We start from the raw sequence: 19,580 nt of genomic DNA, 5'->3' as shown, positions 1-19,580 counted from the left end.
CGCACCAGTATATTCAACCCGAAGGTTAAACAACCGATTGATTGAGCAGCGATGACCACTGATCAGCTCAGCGCCACGTTCGCCGCACTGGCGGACCCCACCCGGCGGGCGATCCTCGCCCGGCTCGCCACCGGCGAGGCCAGTGTCAACGAGCTGGCCGAACCCTTTCCGGTCAGCCTCCAAGCCGTCTCGAAACACCTCAAGGTCCTCGAGCGCGCGGGCTTGATCAGCCGGAGCCGGACGGCGCAATGGCGGCCCTGCCGGCTGGAGGCCGCCCCGCTCGGCGACGTCTCCGCGTGGGTCGAGCGCTACCGGCGCTTCTGGGAAGGCGGTTTCGACCGCATGGAAGAACACCTGGCCGAACTTCAGAAAGGCGAACACGATGCCTGAGACCGCCACCCTGCCGTCGATCGTCTCGGCCGACGAATGGCGGATCGCCCGAGACGCGTTGCTGGCGAAGGAAAAAGAACTCACCCGTGCCGCGGACGCGGTCGCCGCCGAACGGCGACGCCTGCCGATGGTCCGCTTCGACGGCGGATACGAATTCGAAGGCCCCCAGGGCAGGATGACCCTGCTGGACCTCTTCGAGGGTCGACGTCAGCTGATCGTCTACCACTTCATGCTCGGCCCGGGGCAGAAGGCGGGCTGCCCCGGCTGCTCGATGCTCGTGGACAACATCGGACACCCCGCCCATCTGCACGCCCGCGACACCACGCTGTACGTGGTCGCGCCGGCGTCGCTGCCCGAGATCGAGCGATACAAGGAGCGCATGGGCTGGACCATGCCCTGGGTCTCGACCGTCGACTCCTTCAACCCGGACTCCGGTATCGACGGCGGCTTCGGCGTCAGCGTCTTCCTGCGCGACGGCGACGACGTGTTCCGCACGTATTTCACCACCGGTCGCGGCGCGGATCAGCTGGTGGGGACGCTGCGCTACCTGGACCTGACGCCGCTCGGGCGGCAGGAGGCCTGGGAGGAGGCCGGCCGCGGGACCGACGGCCCCGGGCACTGGTGGAAGCGCCACGACGAGTACTGAGCCTCCCGCATTTAGTCCTCTGAATGCGCCTGGGCGCATTCAGAGGACTAAATGCGGGAAGGTGTGTCGAGAACCCGGCAGCCGCTCCGACCCCTTGGTGTCCGGCGCCTGGAGGCGGGCGCCACACCGAAGGGATCAAGCCATGCGCAAGCTCGTCTACGCCGTCCACACCTCGCTCGACGGCCACATCGAAGGGCCGAAGGGCGAGTTCGACTGGGCCGAGATGGGCTCCGACCTGTCCGGCCACTCCAAGGAACTCACCGGCCGCGCCGACACCCTCGTCTACGGGCGGCGCGTCTGGGAGATGATGTCGTCGTACTGGCCGGAGGCCGAGACGATCTCGGACCACCCGCACGACCTGGAGTACGCCCCGATCTGGCGCGAGACGCCGAAGATCGTGTTCTCCCGGACCCTCGACAAGGCCGGCTGGAACACCGAGGTGATCGGCGGTGACCTCACCGAACGGGTCACCGAACTCAAAAGCAGGCCCGGTAAGGATCTGCTGCTGATGGGCGGGACCGAACTCGCCACCGCGCTGTCGGACCGCGGCCTGATCGACGAGGCCCACGTCGTCGTGCACCCGGTGGTGCTCGGCGGCGGCAAGCAGCTGTTCGGCGGCGGCGTGCGCACGAACCTGCGGCTGACCGGCACCCGGACGATGGACGGGCGCGCGGTCCTGCTGACCTACGAAAAGGCGTGAAACCTGGGCGGCAGCCCCTACGCTGCCGCCGTCAGGATCACCTCGCGTTGCTCGCCCGCAACGCGATCCACTGCCGCATCGCGTACTCGACGAGCGTGATCAGCGTCTGCTTCGTCGACTCCCGCTCCCGCGCGTCACACCGGACGATCGGGATGTTGGGGTCGATCGACAGCGCTTCACGCACGTCGTTGATGTCGTGCTCGAGGATGCCGTCGAAGGTGTTCACCCCGACGATATAGGGCAGGCCCCGGTCCTCGAAGAAGTCGATCGGCGCGAACGAGTCGGCCAGCCGTCGCGTGTCGGCCAGCACCACGGCGCCGATCGCGCCGCGGACGAGGTCGTCCCACATGAACCAGAACCGCTGCTGCCCGGGCGTGCCGAACAGGTAGAGGATCAGGTCCGCGTCCAGGGAGACCCGGCCGAAGTCCATCGCGACCGTGGTGGTCGATTTGTTGGGCGTCTGGTCGAGGTTGTCGATCCCCCGACTGGCGTCCGTCATCATCGCCTCGGTGGTGAGCGGGACGATCTCCGACACCGAACCGACGAAGGTCGTCTTGCCCGCACCGAAGCCACCCGCCACGACGATCTTCGCGGATGTCATGGTCGGGGGCGCGGTTTCCCGCGGTGCCTTAAAGCCGACGGAGTCCACTCAAAACCCTTTCCATCAACACCAGATGTGCCTCGGCGCCGTCATTGCCCGAAATCGTCTTGTGCACGCTGACCAGCCCCGCGTCCGCCGCGTCGCTGATCAGCACGCGTGCCACACCCAGTGGTACGCGCAGGGTAGCCGCGATCTCGGCGACCGAACGCGGGGTGCGGCACTCCTCGATGATCGAAACGCACTCGATCTGGTCCGCGGCCACCGCGGGGAGGCTACCCGCCGCGACATGGTCCTTGGTGGAGATGAGGGTCTCCAGCTCGAGAGCGTAGTTCGCCTTGGTCCGGCCCCCGGTGAGGGCATAGGGACGGACGATCGCCGTCTCTTCGAGCGGCGACGGCGCCTGCTCGAAGACGGCGGGCATGATGAACTCGCCGCTGGGTGGGCCCGGGTCGAAAAGACCACCTGGTCTCGGCCCGACGGCACCTGCGCCGCTGTCGGGTGGAGAGGCAAGTGAGGTCACGCGGTCTCCTTGATCGGTCGGCTGCGGGACTGCCGGTTCCCCGGTGGCGTGTGCCCCGCCCACCTGGGAATCCTCTGACTGCTTGCTCTTCTTGCGCTTCCGACGACCACGACCCGAATCCAAGGTGAAGCCGTTCAGGACGTCGGCGAACGTGCCGTCGTCCCGTGAACCGGCGGCATTGACAGCCCCCGCGTGCGGAGGCTGGTGTTCACCCGTCCCCGGCGGCTCGCCGAAGGATCCGGATCCGGTGCTCATCGGGACATCATCCCACCGGTTCGCCGATCAGCGACCCACCGGCGCCCTGCAATTGTGCGCGGAGTTCCGGCGTGAGGATCTGGCCGACGCGATCGACGAGCATCGTCATCTCGTAGGCGACCTGTCCGATGTCGCAGTTGGGGGCGGCGAGGATGGCCAGGCAGGAGCCGTCACTGATGGACATCAGCACCATGATGCCGAGTTCCATCTCGACGACGGTCTCGTTGACCGCGCCCGCCTCGAAGCAGCGCGCGGCGCCCTGGGTCAGGCTCACCAGGCCGGACGCGACGGCGGCCAGCTGATCGGCGCGGTCCAGCGGAAGCCTGCTGGACGCGGTGAGCAGGAGGCCGTCCGCCGACACGACCACGGCGTGCGCCACTCCGGGTACCCGCTCGGCGAAGTCGTTCACCAGCCACCCGAACTGGTTCTGCTGGGGCTGGGCCGGGTTCGGCGAGGTCATTCACCCTCCAGGGTTTCGTGGTTGCCTTCGGTCGCCTGGGCTGTGTGGTGCCGTCCGCGCTGGATGCCCTGCTGGAAACTGCTCAGGCGACCGCGCACGTCGTGCGCGTCTCGCTGTGGTCGGGGGGTGACCGCCCCGGCGGGCGGTCCCGCGCTGCCCGGGAGCAACTGCTCCCCGCGACGGCGCCTGGGTAATCCTGCCGAAGTCATCCGCGAGGGCACGGACTGGGACACCGCTTGGGCGGCTTTCCAGCCCTCGTCGGAGCCGAAGTTCCAGGCGTCCGTCCGCTCGGTGGCGGCGACCGGTTCCGGTTCCGGGGTCGCTGCCTGCGGTTTCCTGCTCGGCAACGCGGCGGGCGGGGCCGCCGGACGCTCGGCCGTCTCCGGCGCCTTCACGGACTCGGGAGCCTTCGACGCTTCAGGTGCCTTCGACGGCTCGGGTGCCTTCGCGGGCTCGGGCTTCGTGTCCGGCTGGGCGGTCGCCGTCTCGGCGGCGGCCGGCGTGGCCTTGTCCGCCGCTTCCTTGCGGCCTCGTTTGACGCCCTGCTGGAAGCTGCTCAGGCGACCGCGCACGTTCGCCGGGTCGCGGACCGGCAGTTCCGCTTTGGCGGCGGGTTCGGCGGCCGGGACCGACGACGCCGCGCTGCCCGGCAGCAGCTGTTCGCCCTTGCGGCGACGCGGCAACCCGGCCTGGGTGAACGTCGACGGGGCGTTCTGGGAGACCTCCTGCACCGTGCGGAAGGCCTTGTCGCTGGCGAAGTCCCAGTTGCGGGCTTCCTGCTCGGCGGTGGGAGCGGCCTCGGCCGCCTTCTCCGCTTCGGGCTCCTTCGTCCCCGGCTTCTCCTTCTTGGCCGCGGGTTCCGCCGCGGGCTTTTCCGGAGCGGGCGCGGGCGAACGGAACCACGCCGAGAGCATCTCGTCGAAGATCGGTGTCGTCTCCGATTTGGGTGCCGCGGTCGGCGCCGCCGGTGCCGGGGCCGGGGTGGCCGCCTGGTTCCACCACTCGCTCAGCGTCGTGTTGTTCTTGGCCTCGAACAGTTCCTTGCCGCTGGGCAGATCGCCGTCCGCCGGGGCGGGCTTGTCCGCCTCCTTGGCCACCGGTTCGGGCTCGGGCTCGGCGGCGGGTTCCGGTTCGGGACGGCGGGGCTCCGGCGCGGGCGGGGTCGTCTCGTCCCTGGGGATCGGGCTGAACAGCGCCGTTCCCGAGATCTCCAGATCGGACGGCGGCCGTGCCTCCTGGGGGTGGCTGTGCCCGTTCACCCCGGATTTGGTGTGCCCGGCCAGATCGCCTGCCGACGGCCACCGCTCGCCACCCTGCGAAGGGACGTTCGGCATCGCCGGGCGCGAACCGTTCGTGGGCCGCTGGCGGCGGGGAAGGCCGCCCGGCTGCTGCGGCGGCAACGGCGCGAGACGCTGGGTGATCGGGCCGGTCGCGGGGCCGGGGTCTCCCCCGGGCGGGGCCATCACCAGATCCGCCGGGACCGAGACGGTGGCGCGCACGCCGACGATGTCCTTGCCGCCGTGCAGCGAGACCCCGATGCGGTGCCTGCTGGCCAGCCGTCCGACGACGAACAGGCCCATCCGGCGCGAAGTGGTGAGGTCGACGTTGGGGGCTTCGGTGAGCCGGGCGTTGGCCTCGGCGACCTCGGCCTCGTTCATGCCGATGCCCTTGTCGAGGATGTCGATGCCGAACGAGCCGTCTTCGACGAGCCTGGTCGCGACGGTCACCTGGGTCTCCGGCGCGGAGAACGCCGTGGCGTTGTCCAGCAGTTCGGCGATCAGGCGCATCAGGTCGTTGGCCGCGTACCCGACCAGCCGCACCGGCGGCGGGTTCTGCACGGTGACCCGTTGGTACTGCTCGATCTCGGACACCGCCGCGCGCACGACGTCGGTCGCGGAGACGGGCTGGCCGGACCGCCTGCCCGGCTCGGCGCCGGAGAGGACCATCAGGTTCTCGTTGTTGCGGCGCATCCGGGTGGCGAGGTGGTCCAGCTGGAACAGCGTGGCCAGCTGGTCGGCGTCCTCTTCGTCGCGCTCCAGCCGCTCGATCAGCTGCAACTGCCGTTGCACGAGGCTCTGGCTGCGGCGGGAGAGGTTGACGAACACGTTGCTGTAGCCGGTGCGCATCGAGGCCTGCTCGGTGGCCAGGCGCAGCGCCTGGTGGTGCACCTTGTCGAAGGCCCTGGCGACCTCGCCGATCTCATCGTCGCTGCCGACCGGGACCGGCCGCACGTCGGTGCCCTGCGAACGGCCCTCCTGGATGTTGCGGACCGCGTCGGGCAGCTGCTTCTCCGCGACGTCGAGTGCGCTGGCGCGCAACACCTTCAGCGAACGCAGCAACTGGCGGGTGATGAGGAAGACGACGGCGACGGCGAGCACCATCGCGCCGAACAGCAGGACCGCGAGCAGACCCGCGCCGCTGCTGGCGTCGTCGACCAGTTCGGCCGACACCGCGCTCGTCTCGGCGCCGAATTTGTTCGCGACCTCGCCGACCTTGCCGATCACCGCGGTCGACGCGTCGGTCCAGCCCTGCGCGGACAACGTGCGGAACGCTTGCGCCGACGGGGTTCCCTGCTCGCCGAGCGCGGTTTTCGCCAGCCTGTCACGGTTTTCCATCGCCTGGTCGGTGACGGCGGCGCCGAACTCCTGGCGCTGCTGTTCCGACGCGGCGGCGCGGAAGTCGGTGAGCCGGTCGGTCAGCCGGAGTTCGGCGGTGCGCAGCTGGTCGAGCTCGCTCGGCGCGAGGCTCGACCGCGCGATGCCGAAGGAGACCAGCGCCTGGCTCAGCGACAGTTGTTCCTTCATCACGGCGAGGTCGTGCAGCGCCGTCGGGGTGCCGCCGAGGTCGTCCTGGCTGGCACCGGCCGCCAGCGCGGTGTCGAGGGCGAGCAGCGCGGTGGTCACCTCGGTGTACTCGCCGATCGCCTGGACGGGGTCGAGCTGGCCGGAGGACGCCCGCTGCCGGATGTCGGGCAGCCGGTCGAGCTGGGCGGCCGCGGCTTCACGCGCTTGACGGAGCGACGGCTCGTTCTCCACCGCCCGGGACGCGGCGGCACCGTAGAGCGGGATGGCGGTGTCGACGTCGGCGCGGGCCGAGCCGAGCTCCAGGGTTCCGCCGACGGTGCCGGCGGTCAGCCCGGCGGCGGACTGGGTGCGTTCGCGGCCGAGGCCGTCGGCGAGGGTGCGGATGTGCCCGCTCAGTGCGACGAGGCGGTCGAGCCGCTGGTAGCCGTCGGAACGGCCGACCTGGCCGGCGATGGTGGCGATGCCCAGTGCCAGCGCGATGAGGATCGGCACCAGCGTCACGGCCGACAGCTTCACCGGCAGGCTCCAGTCCCGCCAGCGCACGAGCGTGCGCCAGCCGGTGGCCCACCGAGATGGCCGGGGAGTGCGTCCCAGCAGCTCCCCGACCGGCACTTGGCCTTCTCCTGCAACGGTCACGTAGGTGACTCCCTGTCCGGCGTCCTGGCACGGTCTGAGGCGTCCGTTCCCGCGAGGTACCTGCCTGCGGGGAACTCGACCCCGGCCTGACCACGTGATCGATCGCGACGTGAAGGACCTCGTGCGGTGATCCTGGCGCTCCCGGTGTCCCCAGGAACACCGGTCCGTGCCGGGAGGTCTTGCACCTGCACGTGCAGGTCGCAACCTGCGAAGTGCATGGTCGTCGAGATCAACTTTTCTTTGCCAATCGATCACTGCGGGTCGGCCGGGCCAAAGAATCGTACACCAATCCGGGTGCCGTCAATTCCGTTCAGTACACGGGTGCTGACCAGCGAAAAGTGTGCTTCCGAACGATCTGCGGGCTCCGAAAACCGCCCGTGCGTCACAAACGAGGGAATTCCGGTTACGGGTTGCGCGGATGCACAGGGTGCCCTAATCACCCGATCAGCCTACGTACGGTAGCCACGTCGCCCGGTCGAACTACTTTCCGTGCCCCCAACGGGTGGGTCAAGCCCAAATATGTGCCCGATGTTGTGGCCTTGCCGCCCAAGCCGGTTCGATGTCGCCCGACATGGTGATTTCTTTCGAGACACCCGGTGAAGCGGGGGATCTTCCCCGGTCCGGGATGGCGGGCACGGTATCGAAACCCGGCGGCCCCGGGTAGCGAAACTACGATCTGTCACCAAATTGAGGGACAGAGCGTGGTCGTCGTCCGTCGTTTGCCGCAGTGGGCCGTTCGGGCGACGACCGCGCGTGACAACTCCGCTCACTATGACGAGTGATAAAGCCAGTTCATTCCGGCCGAAACGATTTTCCGAAACACTAATACGAGGTAAAACCGAATACCGGCTCACGCCTTCGCGGAACCGGGGTCGCCTATTCAGAGCGGGTGAAGCCGTAGTTAGTATGTGCGCTCCCCCGTACCGCGCCACGGATGCAAGCCCCGGAGGAACCCATGCCCGACGTCGCGCGTCCCTACGCGGCGAGCAACGCCCTGGAGGACACCGGGCAGATGCCCGCGCTGTTCGTCCGCGAGCGCCAGCGCCAGTCCACTCCCCCGCCGCCGCGCCCGGCGGGCCCGGACTTCGACCGGATCCAGCACGGCAAGGAGTTCGTCGCGCTGCGCAAGACCTTCCGGCGGTTCGTGTTCCCGATGAGCGTGCTGTTCTTCACCTGGTACATGACGTTCGTGCTGCTGGCGGCCTACGCCCACGACTTCATGAGCCGGAAGGTGTGGGGCGAGGTCAACGTCGGCATCCTGCTCGGGCTCGGCCAGTTCGCCAGCACGATCCTGATCACGATCGCCTACCTGAAGTTCGCGAACAAGCGGCTCGACCCCAAGGTCGAGGCGCTGCGGGCCTCCGTCGGAGCGGGTGAGCGATGAGCATCCCCGACAACAACCCGGTGCTGAACATCGCGGTCTTCGCGCTGTTCGTCGCGATCACCCTGTACGTGGTGTACCGCGTCAGCACCCGCAACTCCTCCACTTCGGACTACTACGCGGCGGGCAGCGCCTTCACCGGACGCCAGAACGGCATCGCCCTGTCGGGTGACTTCCTCTCGGCGGCGTCGTTCCTCGGGATCGCCGGCGCGATCGCGATCCACGGCTACGACGGCTTCCTGTACTCGATCGGGTTCCTCGTCGCGTGGATGGTCGACCTGCTGCTGATCGCGGAACTGCTGCGCAACACCGGCCGCTTCACCATGGGCGACGTGCTGAGCTTCCGGATGAAGCAGCGCCCGGTCCGCGCCGCGGCCGCGACGTCGACCCTGGTGATCTCCTTCTTCTACATGCTCGCGCAGATGGCAGGCGCCGGTGGCCTGGTGGCGCTGCTGCTGGACATCCACGGCGGTATCGGCCAGGCGCTCGTGATCGGCGTCGTCGGCGTGATCATGGTGCTGTACGTGCTGGTCGGCGGGATGAAGGGCACCACGTGGGTGCAGATCATCAAGGCGACCATCCTGCTGCTGACCGGTGCGCTGATCACCGTGTTCCTGTTCGGCAAGTTCGGTTTCAGCTTCTCGAACCTGCTCTCGGCCGCCGCCGACAACAGCCCGCTCGGCGACGAACTGCTGGAGCCCGGCGGTTCCTACGGCAAGAGCGAGGTCACGAAGCTCGACTTCGTCTCGCTGGCGCTGGCACTGGTCCTGGGCGCCGCCGCGCTCCCGCACGTGCTGATGCGCTTCTACACGGTGCCGAACTCGCGCGAGGCGCGCCGCTCGGTGGTGTGGGCGACCGCGTGCATGACGATCTTCTACCTCTGCACGCTGGTCATCGGCTTCGGCGCGGCCGCGCTGGTCGGCCCGGAGACGATCAAGAACGCGCCCGGCGGGGAGAACTCGGCGGCGCCGCTGCTCGCGCTGAACATCGGCGGCACCCTCCTGCTCGGCATCGTCTCGGCGGTGGCCTTCGCGACCATCCTCGCCGTCGTCGCCGGGCTGACGATCACCGCTTCGGCGTCCTTCGCGCACGACGTGTACGCCAACATCTTCAAACGCGGCAAGGCGGAACCGGCCGCGGAGGTCCGCGTCGCGCGGCTGACCGCGGTCGCCGTCGGGGCGTTCGCGATCATCGGCGGCATCCTGGCGAACGGGCAGAACATCGCGTTCCTGGTGGCGCTGGCGTTCGCCGTCGCGGCGTCGGCGAACCTCTCGACGCTGCTGTACTCGCTGTTCTGGAAACGCTTCAACACCACCGGAACCCTGTGGGGCATCTACGGCGGGCTGATCGCCAGCCTGGTGCTCGTGTTCTTCTCGCCGGTGATGTCCGGTGCCGCGGACTCGATCATCTCCAGTGTCGACTTCCACTGGTTCCCGTTGAAGAACCCGGGTCTGGTGTCGATCCCGTTCTCGTTCCTGTGCGGGTTCGTGGGCACCTTCGTCGGCCGGTCGAAGGCCGATCCGGTCAAGCACGCGGAGATGGAGGTGCGGTCCCTCACCGGGATCGGCTCCTGACACACGCGCCATGAAAGGTCCTTTCCTTGCAAATTTCGCAAGGAAAGGACCTTTCATGGCGTCCGCAGGCCGTCCAGCACGATCGTGAGAAGCCGCTTCGTGTCCTCCTCCGAAGCCTTGCTCGCCGCCGAGCCCAGCCCGTGCCCGAGCCGCAGGATGTCGACACCGGCGACGTCGGCCCGGAGCACTCCCTCGTCCTGCGCCGCCTTCACGATCGTGTCGGCCGCGGCCCGCAACCGTGCCTGACACCAGCCGAAGACCTCGGAGCCGGCGTCGACCGACGCCTTGAGCGTCATCGCGAGGCCGTGCTTTTCGACCACGTAGATGACGTGCGTGGCCAGCCACGTCTCGAGCGCCTTCCCCGGCGGCAACTCGTCGAGCAGGTCGTACGCCTGCTGCGCCAGCCCGTCGATCTCGTCGCGGTAGACGGCCTCGATCAGCTTGTCGCGCGTCGGGAAGTGCCGGTACAACGTGCCCGCGCCGACCCCGGCGCGTTTGGCGATGTCGTCGGCGGGCACGTCCACGCCGTCGGCGGTGAACGCCTCCTTCGCCACGGCCACGATGCGCTCGTAGTTGCGCCGCGCGTCCGCACGCATGGGGCGGGCCGGATCGGCCGTGACCATCTGCACCTCCTCGGGCGACGAAAACGGAGACGCTCTCCGAATTCACTTGCGTAAGCGGAGAGACTCTCCATATCATCGCTCAAGACCTCAAGTGGAGAGTCTCTCCGCTTCATCTCGTTACGTCTTTGGAGTATTCCTTGACCGAACGAACCCTGCGTGCCGAGCCTAGGCCGGAGACGGCCGGGTCCCCACCGACTCCACACCGGCTGGTCCTCCCGATCATCCTGACCTGCCAGCTCATGCTCATCCTCGACGCGACGGTGATGAACGTCGCGCTCCCCCGCATCCAGTCCGAACTGGGCTTCACCGACACCGGCCTGTCCTGGGTGATGACGGCGTACAGCCTGGTCTTCGGCGGCCTGCTGCTGCTCGGCGGCCGGGCGGGCGACCTGTTCGGCCGTCGCCGGACCTTCGTCGCCGGCGCGGCCGTGTTCACCGCCGCCTCCCTGCTCGGCGGCCTCGCCGGTTCGGCGGAACTGCTGATCGCCGCCCGGGTCGCGCAGGGCGTCGGCGCCGCGCTCGCCGGGCCGAGCACGCTGGCGCTGATCACCAGCACGTTCACCGAAGCCAAGGCACGGGTGCGCGCGCTGGCGTTGTTCTCGGCGATGTCCAGCAGCGGTTTCGCGATCGGCCTGCTGCTCGGCGGGCTGCTGACCGAATGGATCTCGTGGCGGGCGGCGCTGTACATCAACGTCCCGTTCGGGCTCGCGATCGTCCTGCTCACCTCGCGGTACGTGGCCGATCCGCCGCGACGGCGCGCCCGGCTGGACCTTCCCGGCGCGTTCACCGGCACCCTCGGTGTCGGCTCGCTCGTCTTCGCCTTCACCCACGCCGCTTCGCACGGCTGGGGCGACACGATCACCCTCGGCAGCCTCGCCGCCGGGCTGGCCTTGCTGGCCGCCTTCGTCACCATCGAGACCAGGGTGAGCGAGCCGTTGATCCCGTTGCGCCTGTTCGCCGAACGCGACCGTGCCGCGGCCTACGTCAACTTCTTCCTCGGGCCGATGGCGATGATGTCGATGTTCTTCTTCCTGACCCAGTTCCTGCAGGACATCGCGGGTTTCGCCGCGTTGGAGACCGGCTTCGCGTTCCTGCCGATGGCGGTCTGCATGTTCCTGCTGAGCAGGCTGATCCCGAAGCTGCTCCCCCGGTTCGGGCCGAAACCGCTCGCGCTCACCGGCACCGCGCTGATGACCGGCGGGGTCGTCTGGCTGACCACGCTCACCACGGACAGCGGCTACTTCTCGCATCTGCTGGGACCGATGCTGCTGATGGGCGTCGGCGCGGGACTGGCGTTCTCCCCGCTCAGCGTGATCATCATGGCGACCGTGCCCACCGACGACGCGGGTGCCGCGGGCGGCGCGTTGCAGACGTTGCAGCAGGTCGGGGCGACCTTGGGACTGGCGATCCTGATCACCGTGTTCGGCGCGGTGACCCGGACCCCGTCCGGAAGCCCGGCCGAGACCACCGTCGACGGGATGACCGCGGCCTTCACCGTCGCCGCCGTGGTGACGGCGTTGTCCTTCCTGGTGGCGCTGACCTTCCGGCGCCGGGCTTAGAGCTTCGCGCCCGCCTGGACCTTGTGCGTGACCTTGCGTTCCATCACGAACGAGAAGAACGGGATGCAGCCGGCGATCAGCACGAGCAGGGTGCCCTTCATCGACCAGCGGGCCTTGATCGCGAGGTCGACCGCGAGCAGCAGGTAGATCAGGTAGAGCCCGCCGTGGACCATGGGGATCATCTTCACGAACTGGGGAAGTTCCACGCGGAAGACGTACTGCAGCAGCATCTCGACGACCAGCCCGAGGAGGGCCACACCGGTGGCGTACGCCGCGACGCGGAACCGGATCAGCGGTCCGCCCAGCGAGACCGGGCGGGCCGGGGCGGCGTCGTCAGTTCGGGTGGTCATAGGGTCTCGAACCTCTCTGGGGACTACTTGTCGCGGGCGTTGAGTTCGCGCAGGTACCTGTTGTACGCGGCGAGCTCGTCGTCCTCGGGGGGCGGCGGCACCGGGGCACGCCGCTGCCGGGGCGCCGGCACCTCGGGCACGGCGGTCTCGGCCACCGTCTCCTGGGCGTCGGCCTCGGCGGCGCGGCGGCGGAGCTTGCGGATCCGCCAGAACATGAACGCGGGGAACAGCCCGAACAGCGGCCACTGCAGAACGTAGCCGAGGTTCTGGAACGTCCCGCTGGCCGAGGAGAACCGCTCCCACTGCCACCAGGCGAGCCCGCAGCACAGCGCCAGGCTCACCAGGCAGACGACGGCGATGCCGAGGCGGCGCAGGAGGACGGGCGAAGCGGACACACATCGACGCTAGCACTGGGTGCGCGGCGAATCGTCGCCGACCTGGGCGCTCGGGACCTTGGTCCCGGCTGCTCCTCCCGGTCCCGCGGCAGGGTCAGTTCGCGGCGGCCACGGACTTCGCGTAGCCGTCCGCCAGCCCGAAGACCTTCTGCGCGTACTCGGTCGAGTTGTTGTACGACAGGATCCCCTGCCACCACCCCGAAGCGGCCGACATGTCGCGGTTGTTCACGCACAGGTAGCGCGCCGCCGCCAGCGTCGCGTCGTCGATCTGCTGCGGGTCGCCGACGCCGTCGCGGTTGCCGTCGGCGGCGTACCGGCGCCAGGTGCTGGGGATGAACTGCATGGGGCCGACCGCGCGGTCGACGGCCGCGTCGCCGTCGAACTGACCGCCGTCGGTGTCGCCGATCGCCTTCACCCCGGGCGACCCGTCGAGCGGGACGCCGATGATGGGCTTCGACGGCCGTCCGTCCTGGCCGAGGACGGCGCCGCCGTACTGGCCGTGGTTCGACTCGATCCGGCCGATGCCCGCCAGGGTCGCCCACGAGATCTTGCAGTTGGGCTGCATCTGACGCATCGCCAGTTCGGCGTTGCCGTAGGCGAGCAGCGCCCTGGCCGGGATGCCGGTGGCCTGGGCCGCCCGCTCGGTCCAGACGGTCAGCGGGTCCTTGCCCGGTTTCGGCTGCGCCTGCTGGGGCGAGGTCTGCTGGGCGGCACCACCCGCGAGGGTGGCGTTGACCGGGGCGACCGAACCGGGTTTGACGTCCGCCGCCTTGACCTGCAGCGCGGGGATCTCCATCGTCGTGGGGCTCGCGACCGGGGCGGACGCCTTGGTCACCAGCCAGATCCCGCCCCCGGCGAGGCCGAGCACGGCCAGCACGATCACCAGCCTGCCGAACACGGCGGCGCCCACCCCGCGGCGTGGCGGAGCGGGCGTGGCCGGGTCGTCGACGAGCTCGTCGTTTTCCGGGGTGGTGCGCACGAAGCGAGTCCTCCAGCGTGGGCGGCGATCACGACCGATGCTCGAACAACGAGCCCGCGCAGGTTAGCGTTACGCGGTAGCCGAGATCGCCCTTGCCACGCCGGTTCACCCGCGCGTGCGAGAAGTTCTCATCAAGCGGACTTCTGCTGCCTCGCCAGCCGCGCGACGCACCAGGCCGGGGCGCTGCCGCGGCGAAGGTGCTGCAAAACGGTCATCGGGCCGAGACGGCGGCTCAGGTCGGACGGGGCGAGCCCGGCCGCGCGGTAGTCGAGCGCGCGCTGGTCGAGCGGGCTGATCCCGGCGTCCCACCAGGCTTCGGCCTCGGCGACGCCGCCCACCATCTGCCACCAGCCGGCGGCCGCGACGAGCAGGTCCTGCGGGACCTCCGGGAGACGACGGCTCATGGCGTCGAGGTAGCCGGGGTCGGCGGCCTCGACCGGCGCCCAGCGCGCCTGACCGGACTGCTGACGCTGGCCGGGGATTCCGGGAGCCTGCCTGGGCACGTCGGCCAGCCACGCCGACGCGATGCGGTCGGCCTCCTGCTCCTCGGGGGTCTGCTCACGCTCGGCCGCCCACTGCCGGATCAACGCATCGACTCCGGGATCTCCGGTCATCCCTGCCTCCTCATGATTCCCCGACTGACAAGTCCTGACTTACTTGCCCGGCTGGAAGTTCCCGCTGCCCTGGGGCTTGCACCTGCGGAAACTCCTCGCCCAGGAGGCCGGCTCCGGCGCCTGGAGGACCAACCGATCACGCAATGTGAGCACCGTAGGGGCGCGGAGGTCTTTTCCGCCAGAGCTTCCAGGGCACGAATTCGTCGACCAGCGGGTTTTCGGGGGCAATCCACCCGGATGGTCGAGTCGTCCGACCGAAATCCGAGACGGGTGACACTGAGTGATAACCGCAGGTGGCTGCGCACGGTGATCACCGGCGTCGCCGAGGACACCGGTGATCACGGGACGAGGGTCAGGAGAAGAGGCTCCGGACGAAGGTCACGATGGCTTCGGCACCGGACCGGAGCCAGCCGAGCGCGGTGTGGACGGCATCGGCGGATTGCGTCGGCCTGCTGATCAGAAAGAAGAGCACGAGCGCGACGACGGCGATCACAACGAATTTCTTCAAGCCGGGCGACATGGCTCCATCCCATCACACCGTAGTGTCCAGACGATGACTCCGCGCGCACTGCGGACTTTGTCACCACTTTAAGGAGAATCGGGCCCCGTTGCCCACCCGTATTCGCCTGAGGGAGCGATCGATGAGCGAAAACGTTCTCGTCCACCGGGAAGGGCCGGTGACGACGATCACGCTGAACCGCCCCGCGTCGCGCAACGCGGTGGACGGGCCGACCGCGGCCGCGCTGGCGGACGCGTTCCGCGCGTTCGACACGGACGAGCAAGCCGCGGTCGCCGTCCTCACCGGTTCGGGTGACGCCTTCTGCGCCGGAGCCGATCTGAAGGCCGTCGGCACCGGCCGCACCAACTCCCTCAGCCCGGCGGGTGACGGGCCGATGGGCCCGACGCGCATGACCCTGTCGAAGCCGGTGATCGCCGCGGTCCGGGGGCACGCCGTCGCGGGCGGGCTGGAGCTGGCGCTGTGGTGCGACCTGCGAGTCGCCGACACCACGGCCGTCTTCGGCGTCTTCTGCCGCCGCTGGGGCGTGCCGCTCATCGACGGCGGCACGGTCCGCCTCCCCCGCCTGATCGGCCACTCGCGGGCGATGGACCTGATCCTCACCGGCAGGCCGGTCGACTCCGACGAGGCGCTCGCCATCGGACTTGCGAACCGGGTCGTGCCGGACGGCGAGGCCTTGGCGGCCGCGCAAGCGCTCGCACGCGAACTGGCCGCGTTCCCCCAGGCGTGTCTGCGCGCGGATCGCAAGTCCGCGTACGGCCAGTACGGGCTCACCGAAGACGAGGCGATGCGGGCCGAGTTCTCGAACGCGCTGATCGGCGGAGGACTCGCCGAAGAGGCTGTCGCGGGTGCCAGCCGGTTCAGTGACGGCGCGGGGCGTCACGGCAGTTTCGACGCCCCTCGGCCCTAATGTCTGTCGGATGACAGAAACCGGAGTCGCGCTCAGACCGGTGTCCGAAGAAGACCTGCCGATGCTCGAAGCGCTCACGAACGACCCACGGGCCGCGGGCCCGTTCGAGTGGCACGGCTGGCACGACCCGCATTTCCTGCGCCGCCGCTGGTCGGAGACCGGCATGCTCGCGGCGGACAACGGGATGCTGATGATCGACCTCGACGGGCAGCGGCTCGGTTTCGTGTCGTGGCACAAGACCAGGACCGGCTCGACGTCGTACTGCTGGAACGCCGGGCTCGTGCTCATCCCCGAGGCACGCGGCCACGGCTACGGCACCGAGGCGCAGCGCCTGCTGGTCCGCTACCTCTTCGCGCACACGCAGATGAACCGGGTCGAAGCGTCGACGGAGGTCGACAACGTCGCCGAGCAGCGCTCCCTGGTGAAGGCGGGCTTCACCAGGGAGGGTGTGCTGCGCGGCTACGGGTTCCGGGACGGGGCCTGGCGCGACCACGTCCTCTATTCGGTGCTGCGCTCGGACCTCGACGTGGGCTGAAAGCGTCCTTCACCGCATGAGACGCGGTGAAGGACGCTTTCGTCGCGTCTCATGCGGGGAAAGTCCCCTTCAGCTCAAGCGATGGTGCCCGCGGCCCTGAGCCGTTCGATCCCGTCGGCGTCCACGCCGAGTTCGGCGAGGACCTCGGCGGTGTCGCCGCCCTTGGGCCGCGGCGGTTCCGGCGTCTCGGCCGGGGTGCGGTCGAACCTCGGCGCGGGCGCCGGTTGCAGCATGCCGCCGACGTCGACGAACGTCTTGCGCGCGACGTTGTGCGGATGCGACGGCGCCTCCTTCGGGGAGAGCACCGCCGTCAGGCACGCGTCGGTGCCCTCGGCCTTCGCCACGAGCTCGTCGCGAGTGTGCTTCGCGACGGCCTCGGCGACGATCTTGCGCAGCTTCGGCCACTCGTTCTTGTCGACGTGGACCGGGGTCTCCTCGGGGTCGAGCCCGAGCACCTTCACCAGATCGCCCCAGAACCGCATCTCGATCGCGCCGATGGCGACGTACTTGCCGTCGGCGGTCTCGTAGGTGTCGTAGAACGGCGCGCCGCCGTCGAGCATGTTCTCGCCGCGCCCGCCGGACCACAGCCCGGAGTCCAGCAGCCCGTGCAGGCTGGTGGTCAGCAGCGCCGCACCGTCCACCATGGACGCGTCGACCACCTGTCCCTTGCCCGACGTCTGGCGTTCGAACAGCGCCGCCAGCACACCCATCGCGAGCAGGAGGCCACCGCCGCCGAAGTCACCGACGAGGTTGAGCGGCACCACCGGCCGCTGCCCGGCGTGCCCGATGGGTTCGAGCGCGCCGGAGATGCCGATGTAGTTGATGTCGTGCCCGGCGACGGTCGCCAGCGGGCCGTCCTGGCCGTAGCCGGTCATCCGGCCGTAGACCAGCCGCGGGTTGCGGGCGTGGACCTGTTCCGGTCCGATGCCCATCCGCTCGGCGACGCCGGGACGGAAACCCTCGATGAGCACGTCGGCGTCGTCGGCGAGTTTCAGCACCAGTTCGACGCCCTCGGGGGTCTTGGTGTTGATCCCGATCGACCGCCTGCCACGCGCGAGCGGATCGTTCGGGAACCCGATGACGTCGTTGCCCGGTGTCGCCCGGTCGATCCGGACGACCTCCGCGCCGAGATCGGCGAGGATCGTGCAGGCGAACGGCGCCGGGGCGAGCCCGGCCAGTTCGACGACCTTGAGCCCGCTCAGCGGGCCGGCCTTCTTCGCCACGTCTTTCCTTCCTACGCCAACGGTTCCACTCAGAGCGTGCGGGAGATGATTTCCTTCATGATCTCGCTGGTGCCGCCGAAGATCCGGGAGATCCGGATGTCGGCCCACGCGCGCGCGATCGGGTACTCGGTCATGTAGCCGTAGCCGCCGAAGAGCTGCAGGCAGTCGTCGACTACCTTGTTGACCCGTTCGGTGGTCCACAGCTTCGCCATCGCCGCGCCCTGCACGTCGAGTTCCTTGCGCAGATGCCGTTCGATGCACTGGTCGAGGAAGGCGCGGGACACCGCGGCCTCGGTCGCGGCCTCGGCGAGTTTGAACTTGGTGTTCTGGAAGTTGTAGACCGGGCGGCCGAAGGCCTGGCGGTCCTTGGTGTAGGCGATGGTCTGGTCGATCGCGGCCTCCATCCCGGCGACCGCGGTGACGGCGATGATCAGTCGTTCCTGCGGCAGCTGCTGCATGAGCTGGATGAAGCCGAGACCTTCCTGCGCGCCGAGGAGGTTGGCGACGGGGACGCGGACGTCGTCGAAGTTCAGCTCCGCGGTGTCCTGGCCCTTGAGGCCGATCTTGTCGAGGACGCGGCCGCGGCTGAAGCCCGGCGTGTCGGTCTCGACGGCGATCAGCGAGACACCCTGCGCGCCCGCGTCGGGGTCGGTCTTCACCGCGACGACGACGAGGTCAGCGTGGAAACCGTTGGTGATGAACGTCTTCGCGCCGTTGATCACGTAGTGGTCGCCGTCGCGCACCGCGCGGGTCTTGATGCCCTGCAGGTCCGAACCCGTGCCGGGTTCGGTCATCGCGACCGCGCCGACCATCTCGCCGGAGGCGAACTTCGGCAGCCACGCCTTCTTCTGCTCTTCGTTCGCGTACTCCAGGATGTAGTGCGCAACGATTCCATTGTGGACGGTCACGCCCCAAGCGCTGTCACCGGACCGCGCCTGCTCCTCGTAGAGCACGGCCTCGTGGGCGAACGTGCCGCCGCCACCGCCGTACTCCTCCGGGATGGACAGTGCCAGCAGGCCGACCTCGCCCGCCTTCGTCCACAGCTCGCGGTCGACCTTCTTCTCGGCCGCCCAGCGCTCCTGGTTCGGCGCGAGTTCCTTCTGGCAGAAGGTCCGGGCGAGGTCCCGGAGGTCTTCGAGCTCCGTCGTGCTCCACGAACTCTTCTGGATCTGCAAGGGCACGGCCAACGCCTCCTGATCGGACCTGGAAAACATGACGCTTAGGATGTAAGTTCCATTCGGAATGTACATCCGTACCGAGCTGCACGTAAAGGGGGTCGGATCCGGTGAGCGTGCTCGGCAGGACCCACCGCACCCAGGCCGAGCGTCGGGAGCAGACCCGCACCGCGCTGCTCGACGCGACCATCGACTGCCTCGTCGACCTCGGCTACGCGCGTACCTCGGTGCAGGAGATCTGTGCTCGCGCAGGTGTCTCGAAGGGCGCCGTGCAGCATCACTTCTCCGCGAAGGCCGAGCTCATGGCCGCGGCCGTCGAGCATCTGACGGAGAAACTGCGCGGACGCCTCGCGACCTCGATTTCGGCGCTCCCCGGCGGCGCCTCGGGCGTCGCGGCGGCGATCGACCTGCTCTGGGAGGGCTACTCGGGCACGCTGTCCACGGCCGCCACGGAACTGTGGGTCGCGGCGCGCACCGACCCCGAACTCCGCGAGGCGATCCGCCCGGTCGACCGGGCACTGGGCCGCTCGACGCTGGAGCACGTCACCGCCGTCGCCGGCGATCTCCCGAAGGAGCGCGCGGAGATCCTCTTCTGGCTGACCGTGAACCTCACCCGAGGGCTGGCGCTGGACGCCGAACTCGGCGGCGATCCCCAGCGGCGGCGGCAATTGCTCGACGAGTGGAAGCGCGTCGCGGTCATGTTGTACGAGGACACTTCACCGTAGGCTTCGCC

Annotated in this window: 21 protein-coding genes; 9 read left to right on the top strand and 12 right to left on the bottom strand. The window is 69.1% G+C overall.

The genetic code is table 11. The features are described from left to right. The first annotated feature begins 51 nt into the window (after window positions 1-51). The 3 genes from AMK34_RS23710 (at window position 52) to AMK34_RS23700 (ending at window position 1,736) form a co-directional block, all read left to right on the top strand. Window positions 52-390, top strand: coding sequence for an ArsR/SmtB family transcription factor (locus AMK34_RS23710; protein ID WP_038516088.1), 339 nt, complete (start codon window positions 52-54; stop codon window positions 388-390). Next, on the top strand, window positions 383-1,036 hold the full coding sequence (locus AMK34_RS23705; protein WP_073846815.1) for a DUF899 domain-containing protein: 654 nt from the start codon (window positions 383-385) through the stop codon (window positions 1,034-1,036). The genes AMK34_RS23710 and AMK34_RS23705 overlap by 8 nt, the downstream gene beginning before the upstream one ends. Window positions 1,037-1,178: 142 nt before the next feature. Then, entirely contained in the window at window positions 1,179-1,736 is a 558-nt protein-coding gene (locus tag AMK34_RS23700; RefSeq protein WP_073846814.1) for a dihydrofolate reductase family protein, read from the top strand. 37 nt (window positions 1,737-1,773) lie between these two features. On the opposite strand, the gene AMK34_RS23695 is transcribed toward AMK34_RS23700, so the two are convergent. Genes AMK34_RS23695 through AMK34_RS23680 form a run of 4 tightly spaced genes read right to left on the bottom strand, consistent with a single transcriptional unit; the run spans window position 1,774 to window position 6,988 of the window. Next, window positions 1,774-2,337, bottom strand: coding sequence for a GTP-binding protein (locus tag AMK34_RS23695; protein WP_007033694.1), 564 nt, complete (start codon window positions 2,335-2,337; stop codon window positions 1,774-1,776). A gap of 28 nt (window positions 2,338-2,365) precedes the next feature. Beyond that, window positions 2,366-3,112, bottom strand: coding sequence for a DUF742 domain-containing protein (locus AMK34_RS43255; RefSeq protein ID WP_174492048.1), 747 nt, complete (start codon window positions 3,110-3,112; stop codon window positions 2,366-2,368). Between the two features lie 7 nt (window positions 3,113-3,119). After that, window positions 3,120-3,572, bottom strand: coding sequence for a roadblock/LC7 domain-containing protein (locus AMK34_RS23685; RefSeq protein WP_005166055.1), 453 nt, complete (start codon window positions 3,570-3,572; stop codon window positions 3,120-3,122). Continuing rightward, the gene (locus tag AMK34_RS23680; RefSeq protein ID WP_073846813.1) at window positions 3,569-6,988 is read right to left on the bottom strand and encodes a nitrate- and nitrite sensing domain-containing protein; all 3,420 of its coding nucleotides are present in this window, start codon (window positions 6,986-6,988) and stop codon (window positions 3,569-3,571) included. Before AMK34_RS23680 ends, AMK34_RS23685 begins: the two co-directional genes overlap by 4 nt. Window positions 6,989-7,967: 979 nt before the next feature. Here AMK34_RS23680 and AMK34_RS23675 point away from each other — a divergent pair. Next, a complete protein-coding gene (locus tag AMK34_RS23675; RefSeq protein WP_038516100.1) occupies window positions 7,968-8,396 on the top strand; it encodes a DUF485 domain-containing protein in 429 nt (142 codons plus the stop codon). After that, window positions 8,393-9,967, top strand: a complete 1,575-nt coding sequence (locus tag AMK34_RS23670; protein WP_038516102.1) for a solute symporter family protein — start codon at window positions 8,393-8,395, stop codon at window positions 9,965-9,967. Before AMK34_RS23675 ends, AMK34_RS23670 begins: the two co-directional genes overlap by 4 nt. Before the next feature lie 53 nt (window positions 9,968-10,020). Here AMK34_RS23670 and AMK34_RS23665 read toward each other — a convergent pair whose 3' ends face one another. After that, window positions 10,021-10,590, bottom strand: a complete 570-nt coding sequence (locus AMK34_RS23665; protein ID WP_073846812.1) for a TetR/AcrR family transcriptional regulator — start codon at window positions 10,588-10,590, stop codon at window positions 10,021-10,023. 137 nt (window positions 10,591-10,727) lie between these two features. On the opposite strand from AMK34_RS23665, the gene AMK34_RS23660 reads away from it, so the two are divergent. After that, window positions 10,728-12,149, top strand: a complete 1,422-nt coding sequence (locus tag AMK34_RS23660) for an MFS transporter (RefSeq protein WP_073847168.1) — start codon at window positions 10,728-10,730, stop codon at window positions 12,147-12,149. Here the strand turns inward: AMK34_RS23660 and AMK34_RS23655 are convergent. The 5 genes from AMK34_RS23655 to AMK34_RS43250 form a co-directional block, all read right to left on the bottom strand. Beyond that, window positions 12,146-12,499, bottom strand: a complete 354-nt coding sequence (locus AMK34_RS23655) for a DUF3817 domain-containing protein (protein ID WP_005166062.1) — start codon at window positions 12,497-12,499, stop codon at window positions 12,146-12,148. The two genes, AMK34_RS23660 and AMK34_RS23655, sit on opposite strands and share 4 nt — an antisense overlap. Window positions 12,500-12,522: 23 nt before the next feature. Continuing rightward, window positions 12,523-12,894: a hypothetical protein gene (locus tag AMK34_RS23650; RefSeq protein ID WP_037343419.1), complete on the bottom strand. Its 372-nt coding sequence runs from the start codon at window positions 12,892-12,894 to the stop codon at window positions 12,523-12,525. A gap of 94 nt (window positions 12,895-12,988) precedes the next feature. Beyond that, complete coding sequence (locus AMK34_RS23645; protein WP_073846811.1) at window positions 12,989-13,873, bottom strand: lytic transglycosylase domain-containing protein; 885 nt, start codon at window positions 13,871-13,873, stop codon at window positions 12,989-12,991. Window positions 13,874-14,004: 131 nt separating this feature from the next. Then, the gene (locus AMK34_RS23640) at window positions 14,005-14,487 is read right to left on the bottom strand and encodes a hypothetical protein (RefSeq protein WP_037343415.1); all 483 of its coding nucleotides are present in this window, start codon (window positions 14,485-14,487) and stop codon (window positions 14,005-14,007) included. Between the two features lie 352 nt (window positions 14,488-14,839). Further along, complete coding sequence (locus AMK34_RS43250; protein ID WP_162182762.1) at window positions 14,840-14,995, bottom strand: hypothetical protein; 156 nt, start codon at window positions 14,993-14,995, stop codon at window positions 14,840-14,842. Window positions 14,996-15,128: 133 nt separating this feature from the next. Between AMK34_RS43250 and AMK34_RS23635 the strand changes: the two genes are divergently transcribed. Together AMK34_RS23635 and AMK34_RS23630 are read left to right on the top strand one after the other, a co-directional pair. Further along, entirely contained in the window at window positions 15,129-15,914 is a 786-nt protein-coding gene (locus tag AMK34_RS23635; protein WP_073846810.1) for a crotonase/enoyl-CoA hydratase family protein, read from the top strand. A gap of 10 nt (window positions 15,915-15,924) precedes the next feature. Continuing rightward, the gene (locus AMK34_RS23630; RefSeq protein ID WP_038516115.1) at window positions 15,925-16,449 is read left to right on the top strand and encodes a GNAT family N-acetyltransferase; all 525 of its coding nucleotides are present in this window, start codon (window positions 15,925-15,927) and stop codon (window positions 16,447-16,449) included. Window positions 16,450-16,523: 74 nt separating this feature from the next. Here AMK34_RS23630 and AMK34_RS23625 read toward each other — a convergent pair whose 3' ends face one another. Together AMK34_RS23625 and AMK34_RS23620 are read right to left on the bottom strand one after the other, a co-directional pair. Further along, entirely contained in the window at window positions 16,524-17,672 is a 1,149-nt protein-coding gene (locus tag AMK34_RS23625) for a CaiB/BaiF CoA transferase family protein (protein ID WP_037343411.1), read from the bottom strand. Window positions 17,673-17,701: 29 nt separating this feature from the next. Continuing rightward, complete coding sequence (locus tag AMK34_RS23620) at window positions 17,702-18,853, bottom strand: acyl-CoA dehydrogenase family protein (RefSeq protein ID WP_073847167.1); 1,152 nt, start codon at window positions 18,851-18,853, stop codon at window positions 17,702-17,704. A 104-nt stretch (window positions 18,854-18,957) separates the two neighbouring features. Here AMK34_RS23620 and AMK34_RS23615 point away from each other — a divergent pair, with 104 nt between their 5' ends. After that, window positions 18,958-19,572 carry a TetR/AcrR family transcriptional regulator gene (locus tag AMK34_RS23615; protein WP_037343410.1) on the top strand — a complete coding sequence of 205 codons (615 nt, stop codon included), beginning with the start codon at window positions 18,958-18,960 and terminating at the stop codon, window positions 19,570-19,572. Window positions 19,573-19,580 lie beyond the last annotated feature (8 nt).

The organism is Amycolatopsis sp. CB00013, from assembly GCF_001905755.1.
Taxonomy (GTDB): Bacteria; Actinomycetota; Actinomycetes; order Mycobacteriales; family Pseudonocardiaceae; genus Amycolatopsis; species Amycolatopsis japonica.
Note: the sequence above shows the minus strand (reverse complement) of the source record. Positions and strands in the feature narration are given on the sequence as shown.

Bases quoted from the DNA above. Each gene is read 5' to 3' on its own strand.
- AMK34_RS23710 (WP_038516088.1), top strand. From the start codon at position 52: ATGACCACTGATCAGCTCAGCGCCACGTTCGCCGCACTGGCGGACCCC.
- AMK34_RS23705 (WP_073846815.1), top strand. From the start codon at position 383: ATGCCTGAGACCGCCACCCTGCCGTCGATCGTCTCGGCCGACGAATGG.
- AMK34_RS23700 (WP_073846814.1), top strand. From the start codon at position 1,179: ATGCGCAAGCTCGTCTACGCCGTCCACACCTCGCTCGACGGCCACATC.
- AMK34_RS23695 (WP_007033694.1), bottom strand. From the start codon at position 2,337: ATGACATCCGCGAAGATCGTCGTGGCGGGTGGCTTCGGTGCGGGCAAG.
- AMK34_RS43255 (WP_174492048.1), bottom strand. From the start codon at position 3,112: ATGAGCACCGGATCCGGATCCTTCGGCGAGCCGCCGGGGACGGGTGAA.
- AMK34_RS23685 (WP_005166055.1), bottom strand. From the start codon at position 3,572: ATGACCTCGCCGAACCCGGCCCAGCCCCAGCAGAACCAGTTCGGGTGG.
- AMK34_RS23675 (WP_038516100.1), top strand. From the start codon at position 7,968: ATGCCCGACGTCGCGCGTCCCTACGCGGCGAGCAACGCCCTGGAGGAC.
- AMK34_RS23670 (WP_038516102.1), top strand. From the start codon at position 8,393: ATGAGCATCCCCGACAACAACCCGGTGCTGAACATCGCGGTCTTCGCG.
- AMK34_RS23665 (WP_073846812.1), bottom strand. From the start codon at position 10,590: ATGGTCACGGCCGATCCGGCCCGCCCCATGCGTGCGGACGCGCGGCGC.
- AMK34_RS23655 (WP_005166062.1), bottom strand. From the start codon at position 12,499: ATGACCACCCGAACTGACGACGCCGCCCCGGCCCGCCCGGTCTCGCTG.
- AMK34_RS23640 (WP_037343415.1), bottom strand. From the start codon at position 14,487: ATGACCGGAGATCCCGGAGTCGATGCGTTGATCCGGCAGTGGGCGGCC.
- AMK34_RS23635 (WP_073846810.1), top strand. From the start codon at position 15,129: ATGAGCGAAAACGTTCTCGTCCACCGGGAAGGGCCGGTGACGACGATC.
- AMK34_RS23630 (WP_038516115.1), top strand. From the start codon at position 15,925: ATGACAGAAACCGGAGTCGCGCTCAGACCGGTGTCCGAAGAAGACCTG.